Origin of the sequence: Candidatus Nitrospira nitrificans (genome assembly GCF_001458775.1) — a bacterium.
In the GTDB taxonomy this organism is placed as follows: Bacteria; Nitrospirota; Nitrospiria; order Nitrospirales; family Nitrospiraceae; genus Nitrospira_D; species Nitrospira_D nitrificans.
This window is the reverse complement of the sequence record NZ_CZPZ01000003.1, coordinates 127,501-152,475: the sequence shown is the minus strand read 5'-3', so window position 1 is coordinate 152,475 and position 24,975 is coordinate 127,501. Positions and strand designations below refer to the sequence as shown.

The 24,975-nt window shown below is 57.7% G+C and carries 23 protein-coding genes, 2 tRNA genes, 2 rRNA genes and 1 pseudogene (1 of these 28 only partly in view); 18 read left to right on the top strand and 10 right to left on the bottom strand.

Features of this window, described 5'->3' with window-relative positions; all coding sequences use genetic code 11:
- Positions 1 to 17 precede the first annotated feature (17 nt).
- Complete coding sequence (locus COMA2_RS03675; protein WP_090894725.1) at positions 18 to 1,829, top strand: ABC transporter ATP-binding protein; 1,812 nt, start codon at positions 18 to 20, stop codon at positions 1,827 to 1,829.
- 151 nt (positions 1,830 to 1,980) lie between these two features.
- On the opposite strand, the gene COMA2_RS03670 is transcribed toward COMA2_RS03675, so the two are convergent.
- The 3 genes from COMA2_RS03670 to COMA2_RS03665 form a co-directional block, all read right to left on the bottom strand.
- A complete protein-coding gene (locus tag COMA2_RS03670; protein ID WP_217490607.1) occupies positions 1,981 to 2,496 on the bottom strand; it encodes a c-type cytochrome in 516 nt (171 codons plus the stop codon).
- 60 nt (positions 2,497 to 2,556) lie between these two features.
- Positions 2,557 to 2,730, bottom strand: a complete 174-nt coding sequence (locus tag COMA2_RS19685; RefSeq protein ID WP_139077020.1) for a phage major capsid protein — start codon at positions 2,728 to 2,730, stop codon at positions 2,557 to 2,559.
- Positions 2,731 to 2,841: 111 nt separating this feature from the next.
- Positions 2,842 to 3,051, bottom strand: a complete 210-nt coding sequence (locus tag COMA2_RS03665) for a hypothetical protein (RefSeq protein ID WP_090894724.1) — start codon at positions 3,049 to 3,051, stop codon at positions 2,842 to 2,844.
- 277 nt (positions 3,052 to 3,328) lie between these two features.
- On the opposite strand from COMA2_RS03665, the gene COMA2_RS03660 reads away from it, so the two are divergent.
- From COMA2_RS03660 to COMA2_RS21025, 9 genes and pseudogenes are all read left to right on the top strand, one after another.
- Positions 3,329 to 6,295 carry an SMP-30/gluconolactonase/LRE family protein gene (locus tag COMA2_RS03660; protein WP_090894722.1) on the top strand — a complete coding sequence of 989 codons (2,967 nt, stop codon included), beginning with the start codon at positions 3,329 to 3,331 and terminating at the stop codon, positions 6,293 to 6,295.
- A 183-nt stretch (positions 6,296 to 6,478) separates the two neighbouring features.
- Positions 6,479 to 7,945 (top strand): IMP dehydrogenase, encoded by a 1,467-nt coding sequence (guaB, locus tag COMA2_RS03655; protein ID WP_090894721.1) that lies wholly within the window; start codon positions 6,479 to 6,481, stop codon positions 7,943 to 7,945.
- A gap of 98 nt (positions 7,946 to 8,043) precedes the next feature.
- Entirely contained in the window at positions 8,044 to 9,597 is a 1,554-nt protein-coding gene (gene guaA, locus COMA2_RS03650; protein ID WP_090894719.1) for a glutamine-hydrolyzing GMP synthase, read from the top strand.
- 71 nt (positions 9,598 to 9,668) lie between these two features.
- A complete protein-coding gene (locus COMA2_RS03645) occupies positions 9,669 to 10,514 on the top strand; it encodes a pseudouridine synthase (RefSeq protein WP_090894718.1) in 846 nt (281 codons plus the stop codon).
- Positions 10,511 to 12,274 carry an aspartate--tRNA ligase gene (gene aspS, locus COMA2_RS03640; RefSeq protein ID WP_090894716.1) on the top strand — a complete coding sequence of 588 codons (1,764 nt, stop codon included), beginning with the start codon at positions 10,511 to 10,513 and terminating at the stop codon, positions 12,272 to 12,274. Before COMA2_RS03645 ends, aspS begins: the two co-directional genes overlap by 4 nt.
- Before the next feature lie 6 nt (positions 12,275 to 12,280).
- Positions 12,281 to 13,444 (top strand): chorismate synthase, encoded by a 1,164-nt coding sequence (gene aroC, locus COMA2_RS03635; protein ID WP_090894714.1) that lies wholly within the window; start codon positions 12,281 to 12,283, stop codon positions 13,442 to 13,444.
- Positions 13,445 to 13,542: 98 nt separating this feature from the next.
- Positions 13,543 to 13,734, top strand: a complete 192-nt coding sequence (locus COMA2_RS03630) for a hypothetical protein (RefSeq protein ID WP_090894762.1) — start codon at positions 13,543 to 13,545, stop codon at positions 13,732 to 13,734.
- A 240-nt stretch (positions 13,735 to 13,974) separates the two neighbouring features.
- A pseudogene (gene rnhA / locus COMA2_RS21030) lies at positions 13,975 to 14,418 on the top strand (ribonuclease HI); the annotation flags it as partial.
- Positions 14,419 to 14,520: 102 nt separating this feature from the next.
- Positions 14,521 to 15,249, top strand: a complete 729-nt coding sequence (locus tag COMA2_RS21025) for an ABC transporter ATP-binding protein (RefSeq protein ID WP_342672593.1) — start codon at positions 14,521 to 14,523, stop codon at positions 15,247 to 15,249.
- Positions 15,250 to 15,442: 193 nt separating this feature from the next.
- Here the strand turns inward: COMA2_RS21025 and COMA2_RS03610 are convergent, their stop codons facing one another.
- Genes COMA2_RS03610 through COMA2_RS03600 form a run of 3 tightly spaced genes read right to left on the bottom strand, consistent with a single transcriptional unit; the run spans position 15,443 to position 17,485 of the window.
- The gene (locus COMA2_RS03610) at positions 15,443 to 15,889 is read right to left on the bottom strand and encodes an FUN14 domain-containing protein (protein WP_090894710.1); all 447 of its coding nucleotides are present in this window, start codon (positions 15,887 to 15,889) and stop codon (positions 15,443 to 15,445) included.
- Complete coding sequence (ypfJ, locus tag COMA2_RS03605; protein ID WP_090894709.1) at positions 15,886 to 16,749, bottom strand: KPN_02809 family neutral zinc metallopeptidase; 864 nt, start codon at positions 16,747 to 16,749, stop codon at positions 15,886 to 15,888. Before ypfJ ends, COMA2_RS03610 begins: the two co-directional genes overlap by 4 nt.
- A 25-nt stretch (positions 16,750 to 16,774) precedes the next feature.
- On the bottom strand, positions 16,775 to 17,485 hold the full coding sequence (locus COMA2_RS03600; protein WP_217490606.1) for a DUF2959 domain-containing protein: 711 nt from the start codon (positions 17,483 to 17,485) through the stop codon (positions 16,775 to 16,777).
- Positions 17,486 to 17,597: 112 nt separating this feature from the next.
- Here COMA2_RS03600 and COMA2_RS03595 point away from each other — a divergent pair, with 112 nt between their 5' ends.
- The 4 genes from COMA2_RS03595 (at position 17,598) to COMA2_RS03580 (ending at position 19,542) form a co-directional block, all read left to right on the top strand.
- Positions 17,598 to 18,152, top strand: a complete 555-nt coding sequence (locus COMA2_RS03595; protein ID WP_139077018.1) for a Slp family lipoprotein — start codon at positions 17,598 to 17,600, stop codon at positions 18,150 to 18,152.
- A gap of 270 nt (positions 18,153 to 18,422) precedes the next feature.
- Positions 18,423 to 18,656, top strand: a complete 234-nt coding sequence (locus COMA2_RS03590) for a hypothetical protein (RefSeq protein WP_090894705.1) — start codon at positions 18,423 to 18,425, stop codon at positions 18,654 to 18,656.
- A gap of 99 nt (positions 18,657 to 18,755) precedes the next feature.
- On the top strand, positions 18,756 to 19,253 hold the full coding sequence (lspA, locus tag COMA2_RS03585; protein ID WP_090894704.1) for a signal peptidase II: 498 nt from the start codon (positions 18,756 to 18,758) through the stop codon (positions 19,251 to 19,253).
- A 49-nt stretch (positions 19,254 to 19,302) separates the two neighbouring features.
- Positions 19,303 to 19,542: a hypothetical protein gene (locus tag COMA2_RS03580; protein ID WP_090894757.1), complete on the top strand. Its 240-nt coding sequence runs from the start codon at positions 19,303 to 19,305 to the stop codon at positions 19,540 to 19,542.
- 49 nt (positions 19,543 to 19,591) lie between these two features.
- Here COMA2_RS03580 and COMA2_RS03575 read toward each other — a convergent pair whose 3' ends face one another.
- From COMA2_RS03575 to COMA2_RS03560, 4 genes are all read right to left on the bottom strand, one after another.
- Positions 19,592 to 20,416: a hypothetical protein gene (locus tag COMA2_RS03575; RefSeq protein WP_090894702.1), complete on the bottom strand. Its 825-nt coding sequence runs from the start codon at positions 20,414 to 20,416 to the stop codon at positions 19,592 to 19,594.
- Between the two features lie 336 nt (positions 20,417 to 20,752).
- Positions 20,753 to 21,019, bottom strand: a complete 267-nt coding sequence (locus tag COMA2_RS03570; protein ID WP_090894700.1) for a BrnA antitoxin family protein — start codon at positions 21,017 to 21,019, stop codon at positions 20,753 to 20,755.
- Positions 20,982 to 21,275 (bottom strand): BrnT family toxin, encoded by a 294-nt coding sequence (locus COMA2_RS03565; protein ID WP_245630862.1) that lies wholly within the window; start codon positions 21,273 to 21,275, stop codon positions 20,982 to 20,984. The genes COMA2_RS03570 and COMA2_RS03565 overlap by 38 nt, the downstream gene beginning before the upstream one ends.
- A gap of 71 nt (positions 21,276 to 21,346) precedes the next feature.
- Positions 21,347 to 22,402 (bottom strand): molybdopterin-dependent oxidoreductase, encoded by a 1,056-nt coding sequence (locus tag COMA2_RS03560; RefSeq protein ID WP_245630861.1) that lies wholly within the window; start codon positions 22,400 to 22,402, stop codon positions 21,347 to 21,349.
- A 287-nt stretch (positions 22,403 to 22,689) separates the two neighbouring features.
- Between COMA2_RS03560 and COMA2_RS03555 the strand changes: the two genes are divergently transcribed.
- The 4 genes from COMA2_RS03555 to COMA2_RS03540 all read left to right on the top strand — a co-directional run.
- A 16S ribosomal RNA gene (locus tag COMA2_RS03555) occupies positions 22,690 to 24,228 on the top strand.
- A gap of 153 nt (positions 24,229 to 24,381) precedes the next feature.
- Positions 24,382 to 24,458: transfer RNA gene (locus COMA2_RS03550), tRNA-Ile, on the top strand.
- Positions 24,459 to 24,523: 65 nt separating this feature from the next.
- Positions 24,524 to 24,599, top strand: a tRNA-Ala gene (locus COMA2_RS03545).
- Between the two features lie 199 nt (positions 24,600 to 24,798).
- Positions 24,799 to 24,975, top strand: a 23S ribosomal RNA gene (locus COMA2_RS03540); it runs 2,830 nt beyond the window's last position.
- Together the 16S and 23S rRNA genes with 2 tRNA genes alongside form the textbook arrangement of a ribosomal RNA operon.

Sequence of the window (24,975 nt, the reverse complement as noted above, 5' to 3'; positions counted from 1 at the left end):
TGAATGGAGACGGAGGCATGGGGCTTCCCCTGACACGACTGCGGCAGCTCTTGACCACCCGGGACCAACGGCGCGCGGCGCTGCTGCTCGGGGCGATGGTGCTGGCCGGCTTCATCGACGTCGCGGGCGTGACCTCGATCTTGCCGTTCATGGCCGTGGTGGCCAACCCGGCCGTGATCGAGACGAATCGCTGGTTGCACACGCTGTTTACCGGGCTGGCATTCGACTCCCCCCAGCGCTTTCTGATCGGTTTGGGGCTGGGGGCGTTGGGGCTCCTGCTCCTCAGTAACGCCGTGTCGCTCGCCACCGCGGCGGCCATCTTGCGGTTTGCGAGCCGGCTGGGGCACCACCTGTCCCGGCGGATCCTCACGAGCTATTTGCGGCAACCCTACGCCTATTTTTTGGACCACAATACCTCACACCTGGTGGTGTCCTGCACGGAGGATGTGGTCCGCGTCACCAACGGCATCGTCGCGCCGACCCTCCAGGCGCTGGCCAAAGGGGTCATCGTCCTCAGCCTCCTGCTGCTGGTGCTGTGGGTCGATCCCTGGTTGGCGCTCTCAGTCGGGCTGGTGCTTGGGACCCTCTACACCGGCGTGTTTCTCGGGGTGCGGCACTTCGTGACCCGCCTGGGCGCGGCCAGTAAACACGCCCACCGCGAACGGGTGCGCCTGGCCACCGAGATGTTGCATGGGATCAAGGAGCTCAAGATTCTGGGCCAAGATCAAGCCTATCCCCAACGGTTTGCGCACTGGTCGGCGGTGTATGCCAGGAATCAGTGGCTCAGCGCCACTGTGACGCTGGTGCCGCGCTACGCGATCGAAAGCCTCGCGTTTGGCTCGATGATCGGGGTGGTGCTCTATCTGCTGGCGACGCACCGAGCGTTCACCGACGCGATGCCGGTGCTGGTCCTCTATGCCTTCACGGCCTACCGGTTGCTGCCGGCCTTTCAGCAGCTCTTCAGTAGCGCCACGCAGATCCGGTTCAATCTGAGCTCCTTGGAGGCGCTGGAAGCGCAGCTGACAGGGTCGGCGCGCGTCCCCGTCCGCGAGGCCCCGCCGCGGGGGCCCGAGGCCCGGCCCCGCGTGACCTTTGAGCGGGAGATTGTCCTCCGGAACATTCGCTTCGCCTACTCCCCGGGGCGCGCGCCGGTGCTCGATCAGTTCACGCTGACGATCCCGCGGAATGCGACGATCGCGTTGGTCGGGAGCACGGGGGCCGGGAAGACCACGATCGTGGATCTCATTCTGGGGCTGATTGCCCCGCAACACGGCTCCCTGCTCGTGGACGGCCTGCCGATCACGGCGGCGAATGTGACGGCCTGGCAGCAACAACTGGGGTATGTGCCGCAGCACATCTATGTCGCCGACGACAGCCTCGCGGCGAATATTGCCTTTGGCGTGCTCCCCGACCAGATCGACATGGAGCGGGTGCGGGAGGCCGCGCGCATCGCCAATCTGGACGAGTTTGTGCGGGAGGAGTTGCCGGACGGGTATGCCACCCGGGTGGGGGAGCGGGGGGTGGCCCTCAGCGGGGGGCAGCGGCAACGCATCGGCATCGCGCGGGCCCTGTACAGCGACCCGGACGTGCTGATTCTCGACGAGGCGACGAGCGCGTTGGACGGCATCACCGAAGACGCGGTGACGGACGCGATCCGCACGATCTTCCACGAGAAAACGATCATTATGATCGCGCATCGCCTGGGGACGGTGCACCAGGCCGACCGGATTTATCTGCTCGAAGCCGGCGGGGTGGCCGATCAGGGGCGCTATGCCGAACTCCTGGCCCGCAACAAGGTCTTTCGCGCCATGGCCAAGGTAGATGGTTAGCTAGTGGTTTCTGAGTAGTGTCTCTCTGGTTATTTCGATCCAGGGAACGTCTGACTCATGTGGAGTTTCAGGCAGTCATCAGCCGGACTCGCTGTGTGTTCTCTGTTCGTTCCTCAAACGCAAGGCCGGCATTGCCGCGTCCTGAACCTTCCTAATGAGACGGGAACAAGATATACGGTTGTGGCGGCTCTTGATCCGGCGGAACATAGGCGGGCGCCGGTTCTCCTGCCGGGCCGAGCTTTCTGATAAATCGATAGATGGCCCGTAGGTCCTGATCGGTCATCTCGCGCAGGACGAACCATGGCATGGGTGGTCGAAACTCCACCGACCGTGAAACCTGGATCCACTGGGCTTCCGAGAGATTCTGCATAGAGAGCCGTAAGTTGCTCGCGTAGGTGGTGCCCCAAGGACCGCGCCATCCCATCGCATCTCCCTTGAGCCAGTCTTTTTCGGGAATCTTCCCTGCGGCTTCCGCGTAACCGGTCGTGTGGCAATCATTACATCCGGCGATCTTAATGACATACCGTGCCCTCTCCTCAGTTTTCTTATCCAATGGAGCAGCCTGACCGTCGGGGCGTCCCTTGTCACCGGCAAGAGCTGCGGTCGCCACCGCGGTGATGAGGATCACACACAGCGTCGATGTGTGGATGGATTGAATCATGCGCATGGTTGCTTCTCCCATCGATTATCAGTGTTCCCGAAAGATAGAACAGGCCATGGGCGTAGTTCAGTACTCGTCGATTTCATCGGTCTCGTCCAGCATCTCGGCCGTAATCTCATCGGCCTCGGCGGTCCATTGAGCCAGTGGAATGCCTTTGGCTTTTAAAATGGCTTCCTGCTCTGTTCCCGCGGCTGTCGTCAGTTCATACGTGACAGTTTGTCTGACTTGAAACATTCTCATAATTATCCACCTTTGAATCTGTTCTATGTGCCATTTGCTGTATGGTTGTCGACCGTCAGACCCATAGCACGGGGAAACGATGATCGGCTAGGCCTGATGGCTTGGGGCTCATTAACAAGGTTTCTTCTTCCCTTGCATGCGCGCCTGTTCCAGCTCAGTTTGTTGGCGCATGTGGTCGAGTTGAAGCTGAAACTGCCGTTCCCGCTCATCATTCACGAGCGGAGGCCGTCCACTCCCTCCGATCCCATCTTTCCCTGCTGCCTGGACCACCATCGTAGTGAGAACGGTACCCACTGTCACACCGAGGATGAAGTTTCGCATCGTCGCCCTGCCGTGCTCCTTTCTATTCCGAAATGTGAAACCACCAGAAATATTGCCGAGCGTCACCGATCAGGTGAATGCTTCGGCTCGTGCATTGTAATCGATCCGACCATGGATACCTATAGGGAGTTCATCAAGATGTCATGCTCCGATGCGGTCGGATCGTTGCCTTGACTCTATTTCCATCGCTTTGCTAGAGTGGCCAATCCAAGTCTAAGCGATTGAAAGTTCCACTGTTTCCGAATCGTACCCACGAGCAATTTGAGGCAACACCGTGATGAAAGCTTGGCTTTTTGACGACAGGTTTCAATGTAATCGGTTTCCCCTCCGTATCGATGGGCTTCAGGGAGAGTGGGGGGGGGGAGATTCGGTGGCGGAAGAAGACGAGCTGCCGTCGCCTCCGCAGAATGTTCACGCCAAACCAGGCAATGGGCGCATCACCATTACATGGGATCCGGTTCCGGACGCCATGTACTATAACCTCTATTTTCAGACGACCAAGGGCGTGCAGATCAAGTTCTCGGAACTGACCCGTCCCATCGCCGGCCCTGAAGATTTCAAGAACGTGATCGGTGTGAAGAAAGACAAGGCGACCTGCCTGGAAGGGGCGTCGAGTCCCTACGTTCATGATGACCTGGCCAACGGCACCTGTTATCACTATGTCGTCACGGTCGTCACCTCGAAGGGGGAAAGTCCTGAATCGCAAGAAGTGATGGCGATTCCAGCACCCTATCTCCTGGCCATGGTCATCGGCTCTGAAGGAGTGGGCGACGGCGAGTTGAACTCGCCCACGGGAATCGCGCTCGACAAGGACGGCAACATCTATGTGGCGGATACCGACAACCATTCGATCCAAAAATTCGATCGGACGGGAGCGTTTGTGGCTCGGTGGGGCGGTGAGCCTAGTCCGCAGGAAGGTCAATTTTACTATCCCCGAGGGTTGGCGGTCGGACCGGACGACGTCGTCTACGTGGCCGATAGCGGCAACAATCGGGTACAGAAGTTCGATCTCGAAGGCAATGCGCAGAAAGCCTGGGGCAAGTTCGGGTTCGCCTGGCGCGGGGCCGACATGGGCCGCTTCGATGTGCCCTGGGGGATTACGACGGATCAAGCCGGTCATGTGTACGTCTCCGACACGAGCAACGCGCGCATCCAAAAATTTCAAGCCGACGGCCAGCCCCTGTTGAAGTGGGGCCGTGACGGCAGCTTCGACGGCGCGTTCTTCTTTCCGCGCGGCGTGGCGGTCGATTTCATCGGCAATATTTACGTGGCCGACGAGAGCAATAATCGTGTCCAAAAGTTCGATGCCCGAGGAAGCTTCTTGACGAAATGGGGACGAGAAGGCCATGGGCCCGGACAGTTCAAGTCGCCCTGGGGCATCGCCTGTGACGCGCTCGGCAATGTCTATGTCGTCGACAGCGGCAACCATCGGATTCAGAAGTTCGACGGCAACGGGACGTTCCTGTGCTCGTTCGGGAACCGAGGGAAGACGGAGGGCCAGGTCAACTTCCCCTACGGCATCGCGGTGGATAAGGAGGGCTGCGTGTTCGTGGTCGACAGCGGCAACCACCGTGTCCTGAAATATGTGCCGACCGAAGAAGAGATGAATCGTGGGAAGGACCAGCCTGCGCAAGCGGTGGAAGCCGGGGCGGTGCAGCCGCCCCGCAGCCTTGCCGTCAAGGCCGGTGATACGGAAATCTTTCTGAGTTGGATGGAGGTGCCCGGCGCGCAGTCCTACAATCTCTATTTCAGTACCTCGCCTCATGTCACGATGGAGGGGGCGACCAAGATCGAAGGCGTGGCGACTCCCTACACGCATGAAGGCCTTACCAACGATACGCCGTATTTTTATGCCGTCACCGCGTCATTCGAGGACGGAACGGAAAGCGGGCTGTCGGAAGAAGTCACGGCGATGCCCGTCCTCATCGATATCACGGCGCCGCAGAATCCCTACGCGGTGATCAATCATGGGGCCTTCATGACCAACTCGCCCGATGTCGTGGTGACGATTTCGGCGACCGATTTGGATACAGGGGTCGGGGCATATTTTATTTCTGAAAGTCCGTTGACGCCCGTGGCTGGGACGCCAGGATGGGTGGAGGTGACGACGGCGATCAAGTTCGGCGCCACGATTCCGTTCATTCTCTCGCCTGGAGACGGGCACAAAACCATTTATGTGTGGTTCAAAGACATCGGGAACAACGTCTCCACGCCGGCCAGCACGACGATTTTGGTCAATACCTCGGGCTATCTGTGCGTGTCGAAGTGGGGGAAGCCTGGTCGGGGCGCGTCGTTGTTGCATGGTGGAGAGTTTATCGCGCCGATGTACGGACTGTGCGCCGATCAGCAAGGATCGCTGTTTGTCGTCGACAACGGCAACAATCGTGTGCAGAAGTTCGACAATGCCGGGAACTTCATCATTCTATGGGGGAGTTTCGGCTCGGCCAATGCGAATTTCCACAATCCCACCGGGATCGCCTGCGACGGCAAGGGCGATGTCTGGGTGGTGGATACCAACAATCACCGGGTTCAAAAGTTCGATGGGAAGCTCGGCGGGTACATGATGAAGTTCGGTTCGCGTGGAAACGGCGAAGGGCAGTTCAATGCTCCCTGGGGAATTGCGGTCGATCGCGTGCGCGGCTACATCTATGTCGTCGACAGCGCCAATTTCCGCGTGCAGAAATTCGACATGTCCGGCGAGTTCATCATGGCCTGGGGCAGCTTCGGCAACGGCGACGGACAGTTCTATTTCCCGCGCGGGGTGGCGGTCGATCAAGAGGACGGGACGGTCTACGTCGTCGACATGGGCAATCACCGCATCCAGAAATTCGACACGAGCACCAACGTGTTACCGCAGCTGTTGACGAAGTGGGGAGGCAGTTCGGCGCCCGGGCATGCCAGCAGTTCGCTGGCGCAGGAGGCCGGACAATTGCGCTCGCCGTGGGGGATCGTCGTCGACGGAGCCGGACATGTCTATGTGACGGATACGGGGAATCATCGGATTGAAAAGTTCGACCGTGAGGGCAACTTCATCACCCAGTGGGGCGGGTTCGGCAACGGCGACGGGCAATTCAACTTTCCCTACGGGATCGCCGTGGATGCGAAGGGGAGCGTCTTCGTCGTCGACAGCGGCAATACGCGGGTGCAGCAGTTCATGCCGGCGGACGAGGGCAGCGAACGGTTGCAGGACGAGGCGGAGGAACTGGCCGAGGTGGAGAACACGCAACGAACGCAGAATGTCTAATGGGATCACATGAGCCCGCAGGCTGTTCAAAGGCCGTCCAGCAAGGCCGCCGCAAGTGCCGAGGGGATGCATACTCTTGCCCGCGCGTTGAGCCTCTGAGCGCCACCTGCCTCGCGAAGCCGCTTCGGCAAGGCGGGGAACGCCGCGGGCGGACTTTTTCACAGCTTGCTAGAAGAGGGAGCGATGCTTGATAAAGAACCGCGACTCGGACTGACGTATGACGACGTGGTCCTCGTGCCGGCCAAGTCGAAGATTGTGCCCAACGAAGTCGATACCGGCACGTTTGCCTCGCGTAATATCCGGATCAATATCCCGCTCGTCAGCGCAGCCATGGATACCGTGACGGAGTCTCGGCTGGCAATCGCGATGGCGCGCGAAGGGGGGATCGGGATCATCCATCGCGTGCTGTCCCCGGCGGATCAGGCGACGGAAGTGGATAAGGTCAAGAAGTCCGAAAGCGGGATGATCCTCGACCCCGTCACGATTTCTCCCGATGAAACGATTCGAGACGCGCACCAACTTATGGCCAAGTATCGAATCTCGGGTATCCCCGTCACCAAAGGGAGCAAGCTGGTCGGGATTCTCACCAACCGCGACCTGCGGTTTGAAACCAGGATGGATATGAAGGTGTCGCAGGTGATGAAGCGAGACCGGCTGATCACGGCGCCGGAGGGCACCAGCCTGGAAAAGGCGAGAGAGATTCTACATGAGCATCGCATTGAAAAATTGCCGGTGGTGAACAAGCACTTTGAACTCAAAGGGCTCATTACCATTAAGGATATCGAAAAGCGGATCAAGTATCCCAACGCATGCAAGGATGATCATGGGCGGTTACGGGTCGGAGCGGCCGTGGGTGTCGGACCGGACACGGAAGAGCGCGTGGGGCTGCTCAAGCGATCCGGCGTGGACCTTGTGGTGATCGACACGGCGCACGGCCATTCGCAAGCCGTGCTGGATACGGCGAAGATGATCAAGAAACTGTATCCGACTCTCGAATTGGTCGCGGGAAACATCGGCACCGCGGAGGCGGCCAAAGACCTCCTCAAGGCCGGAGTCGATGCGGTCAAGGTCGGGGTCGGGCCGGGATCGATTTGCACGACGAGGATCGTGTCGGGCGCCGGAATGCCGCAGCTCACCGCGATCGCGGATTGCGCAAAAGTTTTACAAGGCAGCGGCGTGCCGATTATCGCCGATGGCGGCATCAAGTTCTCCGGGGATATCACCAAGGCCTTGGCCGCCGGGGCGTCGTCCGTGATGCTCGGCGGTCTCTTTGCCGGAACGGAAGAGTCTCCCGGCGAGACGGTGCTCTATCAAGCCAGAACTTACAAGGTCTATCGCGGCATGGGCTCCATCGGGGCGATGGAGCGAGGAGGCGGGGATCGATATGGACAAGGAGGACGCCCGGCCCAGAAACTGGTGCCCGAAGGGATCGAAGGCCGTGTGCCCTATAAAGGTTCGTTGGCCGCCGTGGTGTATCAGTTGGTCGGCGGTGTGCGATCGGGAATGGGATACTGTGGCTGTAAAACGATTGTCGATTTGCAACGGAATGCGGTCTTCATCAGACAATCCGTGGCCGGCCTCCGTGAAAGCCATGTGCATGACGTGATCATCACCAAAGAGGCGCCGAACTATCGGATGGATTGGGAATAGCCCCGCGTGAAACGTCTCTCGTGAAGCGTATCTCGTGACTAAAACTTAACTTCTTTTTCCAACGAACGACGCTTCACGCTTCACGAACGACGGTCTCCATGGAACTTTGGCACAATAGAATTCTGGTCCTGGACTTTGGGTCGCAGTACACGCAATTGATCGCCCGCCGTATTCGCGAAGCCCAGGTCTACTCGCAAATTCTCCCCGCGACCGTCCCGTTGGCGACGATTCTTGCCTATCGACCGCAAGGTATTGTCCTGTCCGGCGGGCCCTCCAGTGTCTATGAAAAGAACGCGCCGCTTGTCTCCAAGGAGCTCTTCGATCAGAACATTCCGATCCTGGGCATCTGCTATGGCATGCAGCTGGTGACGCATGTGTCAGGCGGAAAGGTCGTCAAGGCGCCGCATCGAGAATATGGCCGGGCGGATTTGCAGATCGATGACCGCAGCGATCTCTTCAAAGGGATCGGCGCCGGCGGCTCCTCGGTGGTATGGATGTCCCATGGAGACCGGATCGAGCGCATGCCGCAGAAGTTCCGGTCCATCGCCCATACGAGCAACTCGCCGGTTGCGGCCATGAAGGCGGAGGATGGGCGGCGGATCTATTGCCTGCAGTTCCATCCGGAAGTCGCGCATACGCCGGAGGGAGCGAAGATGCTCCGCAACTTTGTCTATGAGATTTGCGGCTGCAAGCCGACCTGGACCATGCAATCCTACGTGGATCAGGCGGTGCATCAGATCCGCGAGCAAGTCGGAAAGGATCGCGTGATCTGCGCGCTGAGCGGCGGAGTCGATTCGTCCGTCGCGGCGGCCCTCACGCATCGGGCCATCGGGGACCAGCTGACCTGCATCTTCGTCGACAACGGGGTGCTCCGGGCGGGCGAACGCGACCAGGTGAAGAAGACCTTTGCGTCGCGGATGCATCTCAATCTTAGGGTGCTCGATCGGACGACACAATTCCTGGACGGTTTGAAGGGCGTTACCGATCCCGAGCGGAAGCGCAAGATCATCGGACGGCTGTTCATCAAAAATTTCGATGTCGAGTCCAGGAAGCTGAAGGGTGTCAAGCACTTGGTGCAGGGGACGCTCTATCCCGACGTCATCGAGAGCGTCAGCTTCAAGGGGCCGTCGGCCACGATCAAGACGCATCATAATGTCGGCGGTCTGCCGGCTCGGATGAAGTTGAGATTGATCGAGCCGCTTCGGGAATTGTTCAAGGACGAAGTGCGGGTGCTGGGGACCGAACTGGGCTTGCCGGATGAGATCGTCTGGCGGCAGCCGTTTCCCGGTCCAGGCCTCGCGATCCGGGTGCTTGGCTCCGTGACGAAGGAGCGATTGGCGATCCTCCGCGGAGCCGAAACGATCGTCGATCAGGAAATCCGCGGCGCGGGACTATATCGGGAAATCTGGCAATTCTTCGCCGTGCTGTTGCCGATCCGCACCGTCGGCGTCATGGGCGATCAACGGACCTATGAGAATGTGATCGCGATTCGAGCCGTCACCAGCGTAGACGGCATGACCGCCGACTGGGCCAAGATCCCGAACGATGTGCTGGGCCGGATGTCGAGCCGGATTATCAATGAAGTGAACGGCGTGAATCGAGTGGTGTATGACATCAGCTCGAAACCGCCGAGCACAATAGAATGGGAATAAGACGTTAATCGTTATTAGTTAAACGTAAGAGAATTCTTGCGATTAACGTGTAACGATTCACGAATAACAAAATGGAAGTCAGGCTCCAAAAACTCATCGCGAGCACGGGGCTCTCGTCCCGCCGAAAGGCCGAGATGCTGATCTCGTCCGGCCGAGTGTCGGTGAACGGCAAGGTCGTCACGGAACTCGGAACGAAGGTCGATTCCGCACGGGATCACGTCAAGGTCGACGGGAGGCATCTGACCTCGGCGCAGCCGTTCGTGTATCTCTTGCTGAACAAACCCAAGAACGTGATGTCCACGTTGGATGATCCGGGGGGGCGGACGACGGTGAAGGATTTCTTGCGGGGTGTCGCCGTTCGCGTGTTCCCGGTCGGCCGGTTGGATTTCGACAGCGAAGGGTTGATGTTGCTGACCAATAACGGCGAGCTTGCGCAAGCCTTGCTGCATCCGCGATATCATGTGCCGAAGACATATTTGATTAAGGTGAAGGGTGTGTTGAAGGATGAGGAGATCGCCCGTCTGGAGCGGGGAGTCAGGCTCGAAGATGGGATGACGAGCCCGGCCCACGTGAAGAAAGTGCGAAAAGTCGAAGCGAACTCCTGGCTGGAGATCACGATCCGCGAGGGGCGGAAGCATCAAGTCAAGCGCATGCTGGAGGTGGTCGGACATTCGGTCATCAAGCTTCTACGGATTCGGATGGGACCACTCTCGCTCGGGAATTTGGAACCGGGGGAGTTTCGGTTCTTGACGGATCGTGAGGCCAACGCGTTGCGCGAGTTGGTCGATGAGCGGACGGCGTCGGTTGAAAGAGGAGAAGAACCGGGACCGAGGCCGAAGCGACCGATCAGGAAAGAGGGCTGGGCCAAGCCCGAGAGAAGCAAAAAGATGTCCGGGAAGAAAGCGAAGGTTGAATGAACATCCGAACTCACCGCTGTGGAGAGTTGACTACGAAGCATGTCGGGCAGACCGTTGTCTTGAATGGTTGGGTTCAGCGCCGACGAGACCACGGCACGGTGATCTTCATCGATCTTCGTGACCGGACCGGCCTGACGCAGGTCGTCTTCAACGCCGAACGGAACCTCACGGTTCATCAGGCCGCCCATTCGCTTCGCAGCGAGTGCGTGGTGTCGGTTGCCGGACAGGTCATGGCGCGGCCGGATGAATCGAGGAATCTCACTCTCTCCACGGGAGAGATCGAGGTCTTCGTCGACGCGGTGGACATTTTGAATGAGGCCAAGACACCGCCGTTTGTGATCGAAGACGATGTGGAGGTGACGGAGGCGATTCGGTTGAAGTACCGCTTCCTGGATCTCCGCCGACCGAGGATGCAGCGGCTCTTGAGCCTGCGCCACGGCATTCTGCAGGCCACCAGGGAATTCGTCAATGCCGAAGGATTCCTGGAAGTGGAGACGCCGATTTTGACGAAGAGCACGCCGGAAGGCGCTCGGGACTATTTGGTGCCGAGCCGCGTCAATGCCGGACAGTTCTTTGCGCTGCCGCAGTCTCCGCAATTGTTCAAACAGGTCCTGATGGTGAGCGGCGTCGATCGGTACTATCAGATCGCGCGCTGCTTCCGAGACGAAGATCTCCGCAATGATCGGCAGCCGGAGTTTACGCAGATCGACTTGGAAATGTCGTTCGTGGATCGAGAGCAAGTCATGAGCCTCATGGAACGCCTGATCGTCACGATCTTCGACAAGGTCGGCGGAGTGCAGTTGCCGACACCCTTTCCTCGGATGACCTATGCGGAAGCCATGGGTCGGTACGGCTCAGATAAGCCGGACCTCCGGTTCGACATGCCGCTCTATGATGTGACGGCGTTCGGCGCGGCAAGCGAGTTTAAAGTGTTCAAAGAGGCGGCGACCAAGGGCGGCATCGTCAAAGCCTTGATCGTAAAGGGCGGAGCGTCGCTGTCGCGGACACGCATCGACGCATTGGGGGAAACGGCGAAGAGCTTCGGCGCGAAGGGCCTGGCGTGGCTCAAGCTCACGGCGGACGGGCAGCTCGAATCCGTCATCGCCAAATTTCTGGATGCCAAAGCGTTTGCGGCGGCCTTGCCTGAAGCACAGCCGAGTGATCTCGTGTTGTTCGGCGCCGACAAGCCGGCGGTCACGCATGATGTGCTGGGACGGATCAGGCTGTTGTTGGGTGAGGAACTTGGGTTGATCGACACCTCCGCATGGCGGCCTCTGTGGGTCGTTGATTTTCCCATGTTGGATTACGATCAGGAGCAGAAGCGTTACGTGGCCATCCATCATCCCTTCACCGCGCCGTTGGATGACGATGTTCCGCTGTTTGAGTCCGATCCGCTGAAAGTGCGGGCGAAGGCCTATGACATGGTGTTGAACGGCAGCGAGATCGGCGGCGGCAGCATTCGTATCCACCGCCGTGATGTGCAGAGCAAGGTGTTCGATCTTCTCGGGATCGGCAAGGAGGACGCGGTCGTCAAGTTCGGGTTTCTTCTCGAAGCCCTGGAGTACGGGGCGCCGCCGCATGGGGGCATTGCGTTCGGACTGGATCGGTTGGTCATGTTGCTGGGCAATGCGGATTCGATCCGCGATGTCATCGCCTTTCCCAAGACGCAGAGGGCGCAATGTCCGCTGACCGATGCCCCCTCCGCGGTGAGCCCCGATCAACTCAAGGAGTTGCGTATCAAGCTGGATCTCGTGGAGTAGATCCCCATGGCTGCCAATACCTTCGGCCGAATGTTCACCGTCACCTCCTTCGGCGAGAGCCATGGACCCGCCATCGGCTGTGTCGTCGACGGCTGCCCGCCGGGTCTTGCCCTGTCGGCGGAAGGCATTCAAAAAGATCTCGATCGCCGGAAGCCCGGCACCTCCCGACATGTGACTCAACGGCAAGAATCGGATCATGTAGAAATCCTCTCCGGAGTATTTGAAGGACAGACGACCGGTACGCCGATCGCGCTGCTGATTCGCAATGAAGACCAGCGCAGCCGCGATTATGGCAATTTGATCGACACGTTCCGTCCTGGCCATGCGGACTATACCTACTGGCAGAAATATGGAATTCGCGATTATCGAGGCGGAGGGCGCGCCTCGGCCAGGGAGACGGCCGTGCGGGTTGCGGCGGCCGCGATCGCAAGAAAATGGCTGTCGGAGAAATATGGTGTCGTCATTCGAGGTTATCTGAGTCAGCTGGGCCCACATGAATTACGGTTCAAAGATTGGGACGCCGTAGGACGGAATCCATTTTTCTCCGCCGATCCGGATGCGGTTGCCGAGTTGGAATCCTTCATGGATGAGCTGCGGAAGGCCGGTGATTCGGTCGGCGCCAGAATTACAACAATCGCAGAGCACGTGCCCGTCGGGTGGGGCGCGCCGGTCTATGGAAAATTGGATGCAGATCTTGCTGCCGCGATGATGAGCATCAATGCGGTGAAGGCGGTCGAGATAGGTTCTGGGTTTGCTTCAGTTACTCAGCGAGGGTCGGAACATGGAGACGAGCTGACCCCTGATGGCTTTGTCACGAATCACGCGGGCGGCATTCTGGGCGGCATTTCAACTGGTCAGAACATTGTCGTGACCATCGGGATCAAGCCAACCTCGAGCATCCGCATTCCGCGCAAATCGATCGACAAGCAAGGCAATCCGGTCATGGTCGAAACCAACGGCCGTCACGATCCCTGCGTCGGCATCCGCGCCACGCCGATCGCCGAAGCCATGCTGGCGCTTGTGCTCATGGACCATGCGCTGCTACATCGGGCTCAAAATGCGGATGTGAGGACCAAGACCCCGAAAATTCACGGTTCGATAACACGGATGATCTCCAAAGAGAAAAAGCAGCCTGCCTCAAAAATCAATCCCGACCCTGCCGAAGCGTAACGCAATGATCCACTCGGACGGTCAGAGGGCTCTGTGTATGATCGGTCGGCAACCTCACGTCTCTTGCAAGCTGTGAGACTGCCGTTATAATGTCTCCCATGGAATCAACTCACTACATCTACTGGCAAGACCAAGGGCAATGGCTCGGCTATTTGCAAGATTACCCCGATTACTGGACGCAGGGGCAGTCCCTCGAAGAGTTACAGTCACATCTCAGAGATCTCGATCGAGATCTCACCAGCGGTGACATTCCCGGAGTTCGTAAGCTTGCCGAGCTGACGCTCCAGTGAAGCGAAAAGATCTTATTCGGCAGCTCGAAGGCGAGGGCTGACTGTTGGTTCGCCCGGGGAAAACACGATTGGTATCATAACCCCACCACGAAAATGTCTCAGCCGGTTCCACGTCACACCGAAATCAATGAACACCTTGCGAAGCGTATCTTGAAGGTATTGGCCAACCCCTAGTTTGCGTCATAAGCAAGCTGATATGTTCCAAAGCATAGGCAGGGAAGGCGAGGAGAAACGCACCGAATGATCGAGATCTATACAGACGGTGCCTGCAGCGGGAATCCGGGTCCCGGGGGATGGGGTGTTTTGCTAAGGGTTGGAGACAAAGAAACGGAACTCTGTGGCGGCGAGCCGGCGACGACGAACAACCGGATGGAGCTGCTTGCCGTCATTGAGGCATTGCAGTCACTCATGCAGCCGGCGCAGGCGCGGGTCTACACCGATTCACAGTATGTCCAAAAAGGCATCAGCGAATGGATTCATAGCTGGAAGCGGCGAGGCTGGAAAACGGCCGGCAAGGAGCCGGTAAAGAATGAGGACTTGTGGCGGCGGCTCGATGCGCTGGCTGCCAAGCATACTATCGAATGGCACTGGGTCCGAGGGCACAATGGTCATCCGGAGAACGAACGGGCCGACGCATTGGCTCGCGCCGGACTTGAACAGGCTCGCCGCGCGGGGCACCCAGTCCATGACAAAGCGGATCTTTCGGTTCAAGCGTCGAGCCGATCAGCCGGCTCTCCCCCAATCCTCGATATTGAGCATGCCACGGTATATCGAGGCGACACGTGCGTGTTTTTGGATTTCTCTTTTGCTCTCCAGGAAGGTGAACATGTGGCGATTCTTGGACCTAATGGAGCAGGGAAAACGACGCTCCTCAAATTGCTATCAGGTGAAGTGCATGCGATGCCGAGGGAGGAGACGCGGATGGCGCTCTTCGGCGAGGAGCGCTGGAATGTCTGGGATGTGCGAAAGCGAATCGGCATCGTATCGCATGATCTCCAGCGGGATTATTTGATCTGTGCCGAAGGGCTCAACGTGATCCTTTCCGGCTTCTATGCCGGCAACGATATCTACGAGCATCAAGAATTCACGAAGACGCAGCTGACGAGAGCGTATGAGGTGATGCGGGAATTGGGGATTATGGCCCTGTCCGGACGCCGCTTCGGCCATCTGTCGACCGGCGAGCAGCGACGATTTTTGCTGGGCCGAGCATTGGTGCATGATCCACCGGTGCTGGTGTTGGATGAACCGACCAGCGGCCTCGACCTCAAGGCTTGCTTCCAATATCTCGATCTCCTGCGCGCTCACATCACACAAGAAAAGACCGTTCTGCTCGTCACGCACCATCTGCATGAAATTCCGCCGGAGATCGATCGCGTCATCTTCTTGAAGGACGGGAAAATCGTTGCCGACGGAACCAAGTCTGCGTTGATCACCGGCGATCGGGTAAGCCGGCTCTTCGACAGCAAGCTCACCCTCGCTCAGGCCAACGGCTGGTATCAAGCCTTGCCTGGCTGATAGCAGTCCGTTCCTCGATCCTCCAGAATTCCCGCTTCTTTCGACGAACTTCTTGTCGAAGGATGGGCTTCAGCCGTTGTTATTTCGTCCGGGTCCGTCCCCGGCTTGGGGTCGGCAACAAAGCGATGCATGTGTGGCTGTCTGTCTGTCGCGGATTTCGACAATTGAATCGAGACGAGTATCGGGGATGCGGCTACTTCTTTCGAAATCCAAAAAATGTCCCGGCGCCGGCGGCGCCGGCGGAGGGGAGATAGCCGGTCAGCACGTCTTTGAAACCCTGGGCTTTGCCTCGACCCCAATCAAGGATATGATTCACATCCGCTTGGATCAAGCTCCAATCCAGATGGATCCAGCCGGTGGTTTTGAGGATGATGATGAGCGCCGCCAATGAGGCCGCCACCAACAGGGCGAGCTTGACGGTTTTCCGGATTGCCCATCCGAGTAAGAACCCTCCCAGGAAGCTGGCTCCCCCATTGGCGAGGGCCGGCGACATCAGGTCGGTGAGCCAGGCGCCGACTCCGGCGGCGGTTGTCGCGCTGGCGGCAAGAAACGATTTGGCGGCCCAGGGAGGGTCGGAGAGTATTGGGCTGAGTGTTTTCGCAAGAAAGCTGCTCTGAGGCGTGGGTGCTGGGGCGCTCATAGCCGTTTCGTGTCGAATGTGTTGCAGACCGAGGGGTCGCCGGACTCGAGCCCACGCTTGAGCCAAGCCATTCGTTGTTCAGATGAACCGTGGGTCCAGCTTTCCGGCTGAACCTGGCCACGCGACATGTTCTGCAATCGATCGTCCCCGATGGCCGCCGCTGCGCGGATCCCTTCTTCGAAATCGCCCGGCTCGATCAAGTTTCGTTCGCGCTTGGCGTGATGGCCCCAGACACCGGCGTAGCAATCGGCTTGGAGTTCCATTCGGACCGACAGCGCGTTGCCTTCCACCTCAGACACCTGGCGTTGGAGACGATGCACCTTCTCGGCGACGCCCAGGAGGTTTTGGACGTGATGGCCGACTTCGTGAGCGATCACATACGCCTGCGCAAAGTCACCGGCTGCTCCGAGCCGATGCGCCATTTCGTCGAAGAAGGCAAGGTCGAGATAGACCCGGTGATCGTTCGGGCAATAGAACGGGCCCACAGCGGATGATGTGCTCCCGCATGCCGACTGCACGGCGCCGGAAAAGAGCACCAGACGGGGATCCTCGTACCGAGGACCGAGGAGGTTTCGCCAGGTCGTTTCCGTATCGGCCAGGACGACGGCAGCAAATTTGCCGAGTTGGTCTTGAGGGGCGCCGACCGGGCCCGGCTCCGATGGAGCCATGGTTTCGGTCATGCTCTGGACCCCGGTGATCATATTGAAAACAGTCAGCGGGTTGGCCCCGGTGAAATAGCTGACGGCGAGCACCAGGACAATGGTGCCGATGCCGAGGCCGCCTCTTCCTCCGAGTCGGGCCGGGCCCATGCCGCGACGGTCTTCGATGTTGCCGCTTTCGCGTTGGTCTTCAATACGCATAGGCGAGGTCTTTCATGCCACGGAATCAGTCGGAGTCCTTTTCCATCGACTGGATAAACTTGTCGGCTTCGGCGATGGAACGGTTCATGTCTTTGACCAGCTGATCGACCTGCGCATCCACCTTCGCGAGTTCTCCCTTGATGGCGGCGAGCGCGCGGGCATTCAGGTTGTGTTTCAGGTAGAGCACTTGATCGCGCAACGGTTTCAGGACCGGTTCGATGCGTTGTTCGGCCCGTTTCATCGCGCCCAGCATCTCTTTGTAGCGGCTCTTGGTCTGGGTGAGTTTGGCTTGACTCTTTCGGCGCAGGTCGGCGCTGGAATACTGGCCGAGTTCCGTTTCCCACTCGGAAAAGAGCGCATCGGCGACGCTTTCGACATCGGCGATCTTTTTCCGAACGGTTTTGGCGCCGTCTTCGCTGTTCTCGAGCTCGCCGTTCAACTTTTTATAAGTCGCTTCCAGGTCGCCGCCTTCATACGACACCACCTGCCCGAATTGCTCCAGCGTGGTCTGAATTTCTTGTTTCGCGTCTTCCTGGGCGTCTCGCGCTGACTTGACGCGGCTGCTCAAGATGTCGCGCTTGGCATATCCCATCTTCTCCATGGTGGCCATATAAGCCTTGTCGCAAGCGGAAAGGCCGAACGGCATGAATAGGAGCATGACGGCAAGGACCAGCTTGAACATGATGACCTCTTGTCGGGATGTGGCCTCGATGAGCCGGTGACGCGGAACAGTCACCGTGGGACTCTGTATCTTAACTGAAGAGCGCACAGGGTGAAAGACCCTCAGTCGCCGCGCTTACGAGGAAGGAGTTGTAGAAACAGCCCCACCATCGCGCTATAGTGTGGACATGCGTCTGACGTTTTGCAAGTTCTGGTGTGTGGCGGCGATCGGGCTGATCGCGGCCTGCTCCTTGCCGCGAGTGGTTCCTGAAGATCTGGAGCCTCTGGTCGACCGATCGGTCACGTTTCATGAAGTGGTGGCCACGCCTGATTCATACCAGGGCAAGATCGTGGTATTCGGCGGCGAGGTGCTGAAGGCAAGGCGACTTAAGGAAGGAACGCAGATCGAGTTGCTGCAGTTACCGCTCGACGGAGAGGAGCGACCGATTCTCGATCGCCGACAATCGCAGGGGCGATTTCTGGCGATCCAGCAGGAATTTCTCGACCCCGCGACGATTGTCGAGGGAATAAAGATGACGATCGTCGGAGAGCTGTCAAAGGCCAAGGTCGAGCACCTCGACGACGTCGAATATCGATACCCGGTCGTGATTGTGAAACATCTCCATATGTGGCCGGCGCGATCGGATGCGCATGGTCGACCGCGGCCTGGATTCTCGATCGGGGTGGGTGGTGGGACAGGAACGGGGGTTCGCGGGGGTGGGGGATTCGGGATCGGATTCTAATTCGTCGAGAGACAGGCAGCGTCCGTGGACTTGAAATACGAAGGCCAGCCATCGACCGGACCGGTTCTTCCTCAGAGACTATTTTTGACGCTCCTATAAATGTTCTGCGGCCCCTATCGACCGACCGCTCGTGCGGCCCGGATCTCGTGGTTTCGGCATGTTGAGGTCAAGGAGGTACGGCATTGCCTGCTTGCGTGTGTCGAATAAGGCATGATATGCAAGTATATGTGAAAATCATCAAGGCAGTCACGATAAGAAGGAGATGATCAGATGAAACAGAAACGACAGACTCCGACACGGAAGGAGAGGGTCACGTTGTCTCTCTCCGCTGAGATGGTCGAACGGTTGCGAACCGTGGTGTATTGGAGTCCCACACTGACGCTGACCGGTGTCGTCGAATCGGCGATCCAATCCGCGCTCACGAAGCTGGAGAAGGGGAAACGGTTCAAGAAACGACGGGGGAAGCTCGCTGTCGGTCGGCCGCGTAAAGACCGATCGTCCTGACGTCGGCTCTTGATGTGGGGCGCACACGTTGTGAAGGTCTAGAAGCGGAAACAGCGAAGATCACTGTAGGAATTCAGAAGCGGTATGGAATGATGAATCATGTCCCGATTCACGCGAAGCCTATTGGTTTTTCTACTCCTCGTCCTCTGTGTGGGATGTGATCAACTTACGAAAGAGGTCGCCCACCAATACCTGGCTCTTCAGCCGCCCCAATCGTGGTTCCATGACACGGTTCGCCTCCAATATGCCGAGAACACCGGGGCGTTCCTGAGTCTCGGCGGAGATCTCTCCGAGGGGTTACGCGTTTTTCTCTTTCAGGTATTCCCTGCCTTGTGCCTCGTCGTCTTGGCGATTGTTCTTTTTGCTCAACCGATACCACTGTCCACAACCATTGCCTGGAGTTTCATGCTGAGCGGCGGGCTGGGCAATCTCTTGGATCGCATCATGAATGACGGCCGGGTGATCGACTTCATGAACCTCGGCATTGGCCCCCTCCGCACCGGCATCTTCAATGTGTCTGATGTCTGCATTACAATCGGCGTATCGTTGCTTGTGCTCGAGATGTTGCGGCGACCACGGGTGTCAGCAAATGGATAGGGATTTCGCCATAGCAAGAGATTCGACTATTGATCCACGGGGGGTACATATGAAAAATCTATGCTTGGCCGTCGTGTGTGTGACAGTGCTGACAGGGTGCTCAGGAGCAGTAGGGAGCGGCGTGCTCGGTGGGGTGCTTGGGGCAGGGGCGGCAGGCGGCGGCTACGAATACAATCTGAAGCGCCAGAAAGATAGGGTGGAGGAGGACTTTAAAGCCGGAAAGATCGATCAAAAAGAATATGAGATCCGCAAGGACCAGATCGCGCGGGATTCGTTTTTCCAAAAGTAGAATCGGGCTGATTGATTATGGTCATGAGTGCCACGAGAAAATCCGAGAACTAGCGGGTTTGCATCATGCGTCCCACCATGCCGATGCCGATTCCCAGAAGGAGATAACCGGCTATCACGTTGAGTATGACCACAGCCTGACAAATAGGATGGACCGGTTGATACTCCACGAGCGCGAGCGAAGAGGTCACGTTGATTGCGTAATAAAATCCTGACCACAAGGGAATCCAGGCTGAGGGCGTCGTATTGCCTATCGGCGTGAACCAATCCAGACGGAAGAACAGCTCGTACAGCAAACTGAAGGCGGCCAGTGCTCCACCGATCCATGCCATCCAGGGCGGAATGCTCGTGCCGAAATTGCTCGTCGCCTTCCAGGGCGAGAGAGCCAGCGGGCGTTTGCCCTGCATCTTCGACCAGGCGAGTCGCGCGTTTCGCTCGTGCAGGTATTCCGCTTCTGACGCGTCCAACTCTCCGGCTTCGGCGAATGAATTGTTGGCCCGCGAATAGGCTCGCACGGCGAGATGTTGCAAGTCACGTTGATCCGGCCCGGCGGGCATGGCCGCTGCCGCGCGCTCCGCAACCCTCCCGGCATTGGAAAACGCTCGTCCGGCTTGCGTGAATTGCGCCATCCAATGGAGGTGCCGGCCGGCGTTGTAATAGGCCTGTACGGACCTGAGAGGATCTTGGGTTTCAAGAAAATGGGCGGCGGTGAGATAGTACTGGGATGCCCGCAGTACATCTGCGTGCGAGTCGTGCCGCGTGAGGGCGTCGGCTTGCTGGAGTATGTCATCAGCCGATTGGAGCGTCGAAATCTCAAGTGGGCGCTGTTGAGAATCGAGTCGCGCAACGGGATTTGAGTGCGACGGATCGGTCATCAGTACTCCCCAAGGGCGCCATGGTACTCCAGGTTTGGGCTGCTGCGAAAGACATCTGTATTACGTTGATATGATATTTGCCTCGGCAACAGTCTGCGCAAGACATGTTCAATGTGGCTAATGTCTGTATTGCAATCGGCCTCCTGCAGTTGGTGTTTTCGATATTCCGCGCGACCCCATATCACTTAGCCAAGAGAAGAATCCCATCATGCAGATGGTAGTCATCAAATGTATCCGGGGAAACAATGATGAAGTGGCCTCCGGGTTATCGGAGGTCATTATGGCAAATTATTACACGCTCTTGTGTGCATCGATCGACCATCGGTTGTTCTCACCTCATCCTTTGTGCGCTTCCATGTAGGCTCGGAGCAGGGCGTTGATCCGTGTCTGATAGCCGGGCCCCTTGGCCTTGAACCACTCAAGAACGCGCTGATCAAGTCGAATGGTCACAGTGGTTTTAGGCTCAGGGAGGATAAGAGTTGCAGATTTGAAAAAGTTTTTGTCCAATTCGGGAATATCCGAGTAATCGATGTCGCGATCCGACAGGGAATCAACTCGTGTCCAATTAGTCTTTGATCGCCCCTTGGTAGAAATCTTTTTCACGGCTATTTGCCTTTCGTAGTGAAATGATTCGAACTGTGTTTGGCTCTCGTTTGGTGTATGCGACTACCATGAGACGGCCTCGAACGATGCCCAGTCCTTGCCAACGCGGTTCTCCATAGTCTTTGCGCTCGTCCGATTTCACGAACCGAGGCGCAGCAAACATCTCCCGCGCGTCTACAAAGTCGATTCCATGTTTAGCAAGATTGGCGGCTCGTTTAGTTTCGTCCCATTCAAACTGCACGCGGAAAGTGTACATACGAAATGTATGTACGTCAAGGATCGGGGAGTTGTGGGGGCGAGAGCCTGTGAAGGGAGGAACAGTTGGTGTTAGATCTGTTCGACTTCCGCAATGATCGTGTGATATCCGCTCGCGCCCGCCGGCTGCGGGCGGACGATTTCGGCGATTTGGAGTTGGCCCTTTGTGTCGGTTGCGCGCACGACGGTTTGAAATTTCCCCGGCTTTGGCGCGCGCCAGGTATAGGTCCAGATCACCCAGGAGTAAGGCGACATGGGTGGGTCGATTCGGCAGTCATTCCAGGTGCGGCCCGCATCGAAGCTCAACTCGACTTTGCCGATGCTGTTCGATCCGCCGAAGGCGATCCCGCGGAACGTGTGCTCCGGTCCGCGCAGGGCTTGGTAATGTCCGGGTGAATCGATGCGTGAAAATATTTTGATCGTCCCCTCGTCGGTCCACCCCTTGCGCTGCCAGTAGCCCTTGTAGTCCCCCGGATAAACTTCAATCTCGACGATCCACTTCACATTTTTGATGCCGTACAGGCCGGGGACGATGAGGCGGATCGGGAAGCCGTGTTCCCTCGGGAGTTTTTCACCGTTCATTAAAAAGGCGATCATCACGTCGTCTTGCATGGCGCGGGTGAAGGGAATGCTGTCGTCATAGCCGTCGATGCCGCGAAAGACGACATCGCGCGCCGTCTCAGTATCCGCGCCGCAATCGAGGAGCAGCTTTTTCAGGGAGATGCCGCGCCAGGTTGCAGTTCCCAGACTGTCGCCACCCGGCAGGGTATCGATGCACATCAAGGTGGAAATTTGATCGTAGGAATCGCGGTTCAGAATATCGCGCCAGCCCAATGAAAGCGGCGTTTTGACGGCGCCTTTCACGTGCACTTTCCATTGTTCGATATTGACCTCACGGGATATCGCCACAGCGGAGTCTGCGTAGTTGACGATGTAAAATTTAGAATTCGGCGTGAAATAGGTCGTCTCGCGGGGTGGAATCGCAAACATGCGTCCAAAAACAGAGCCGATCGCGTCGCAGCCTCCGGTGATTCCTGCCGTTGCGGCGAGTCCGAGCGTTTGTAAAATCGTGCGGCGCCGTATGGACAGTGGGGATTCGTCGTTTTTCATATTTTTCTGATTATACATGAAAATGTTGCTTGACACCCGTGGGGGAGTCTTGTTATCTTCCCATTCGTTCGAAGGCAGTGGGCGGATGAGTTCTTGCCTGTATGCCGCGTCCAGGTGAATGCGGCGCCTGAGGGAAACTACCCGAATTCTTTGAGTGGGTCCCTTGACATGAGAGTGCGCAACGTTTATATTGCGCCTCCCACGTCACGAATGTGATGTATTGTTCTTTGAAAACTGAATAGAGGAAGTTGAGCAAGGTGTAAGGTGTATTGAAGTGGTGGCCCTTGGTCCAAATTCTAAGAATACCTTTTGAGAGTTTGATCCTGGCTCAGAACGAACGCTGGCGGCGCGCCTAATACATGCAAGTCGAGCGAGAAGACGTAGCAATACGTTTGTAAAGCGGCGAACGGGTGAGGAATACATGGGTAACCTACCCTCGAGTGGGGAATAACTAGCCGAAAGGTTAGCTAATACCGCATACGACTCTCGGTCTGCGGATCGGGAGGGAAAGCGATACCGTGGGTATCGCGCTCTTGGATGGGCTCATGTCCTATCAGCTTGTTGGTGAGGTAACGGCTCACCAAGGCTTCGACGGGTAGCTGGTCTGAGAGGACGATCAGCCACACTGGCACTGCGACACGGGCCAGACTCCTACGGGAGGCAGCAGTAAGGAATATTGCGCAATGGGCGACAGCCTGACGCAGCGACGCCGCGTGGGGGATGAAGGTCTTCGGATTGTAAACCCCTTTCGGCAGGGAAGATGGAACGGGTAACCGTTCGGACGGTACCTGCAGAAGCAGCCACGGCTAACTTCGTGCCAGCAGCCGCGGTAATACGAAGGTGGCAAGCGTTGTTCGGATTTACTGGGCGTACAGGGAGCGTAGGCGGTTGGGTAAGCCCTTCGTGAAATCTCCGGGCCTAACCCGGAAAGTGCGGAGGGGACTGCTCGGCTAGAGGATGGGAGAGGAGCGCGGAATTCCCGGTGTAGCGGTGAAATGCGTAGAGATCGGGAGGAAGGCCGGTGGCGAAGGCGGCGCTCTGGAACATTTCTGACGCTGAGGCTCGAAAGCGTGGGGAGCAAACAGGATTAGATACCCTGGTAGTCCACGCCTTAAACGATGGATACTAAGTGTCGGCGGGTTACCGCCGGTGCCGCAGCTAACGCAGTAAGTATCCCGCCTGGGAAGTACGGCCGCAAGGTTGAAACTCAAAGGAATTGACGGGGGCCCGCACAAGCGGTGGAGCATGTGGTTTAATTCGACGCAACGCGAAGAACCTTACCCAGGCTGGACATGCAGGTAGTAGAAGGGTGAAAGCCCAACGAGGTAGCAATACCATCCTGCTCAGGTGCTGCATGGCTGTCGTCAGCTCGTGCCGTGAGGTGTTGGGTTAAGTCCCGCAACGAGCGCAACCCCTGTCTTCAGTTACCAACGGGTCATGCCGGGAACTCTGGAGAGACTGCCCAGGAGAACGGGGAGGAAGGTGGGGATGACGTCAAGTCAGCATGGCCTTTATGCCTGGGGCTACACACGTGCTACAATGGCCGGTACAAAGCGCTGCAAACCCGTAAGGGGGAGCCAATCGCAAAAAACCGGCCTCAGTTCAGATTGAGGTCTGCAACTCGACCTCATGAAGGCGGAATCGCTAGTAATCCCGGATCAGCACGCCGGGGTGAATACGTTCCCGGGCCTTGTACACACCGCCCGTCACACCACGAAAGTTTGTTGTACCTGAAGTCGTTGGCGCCAACCGCAAGGAGGCAGACGCCCACGGTATGACCGATGATTGGGGTGAAGTCGTAACAAGGTAGCCGTAGGGGAACCTGCGGCTGGATCACCTCCTTTCTAAGGAGTCTTATGACTCTGCGGAAAATCATGGGCTGAGGGCCACCTCTTCAATACATACTTACACGATACGGTTTTTCTGAGGGTTCAGGCGACGATTCTTGTGTGAAGCAGTCGAATCGAATATAGGCCCTGGTCGCTTCAGACTCAGCTGGGCCTGTAGCTCAGTTGGTTAGAGCACGCGCTTGATAAGCGCGGGGTCGATAGTTCAACTCTATCCAGGCCCACCATCTGAGTCCTGATTCTCTCGTCGCAAGGCGCATGGTATCAGGGACAGACTCTTTCCATCGAGAATGGGGCTGTAGCTCAGTTGGGAGAGCACCTGCTTTGCAAGCAGGGGGTCGTCGGTTCGATTCCGTCCAGCTCCACCAAAATGCGCTTATGAGACCCGTTTCCAAGCGGCGTATGATGCGGTGTATGATTATGCATGAGCGTCAGACGGATTAAGTTAAGTGTAGAGTCCATTGCTCAACGTCCTCTAAACAGTTCTCGGCAAAAAAATGCCGAGGTCGTTCTTTGACAATTGAATAGGTCTTGACGAAAGACCATGTGTATCAGGAGCAAAGTGATTGTTAAGCTACTAAGGGTGTACGGTGAATGCCCTGGCATCAGCAGGCGATGAAGGACGTAGCTAGCTGCGATAAGCCTCGGGAAGCCGCAAGCAGGCCGTGATCCGAGGATGTCCGAATGGGGAAACCCAGGCGATGAATGCCGCCTATCCGCGTCTGAATACATAGGACGCGAGAA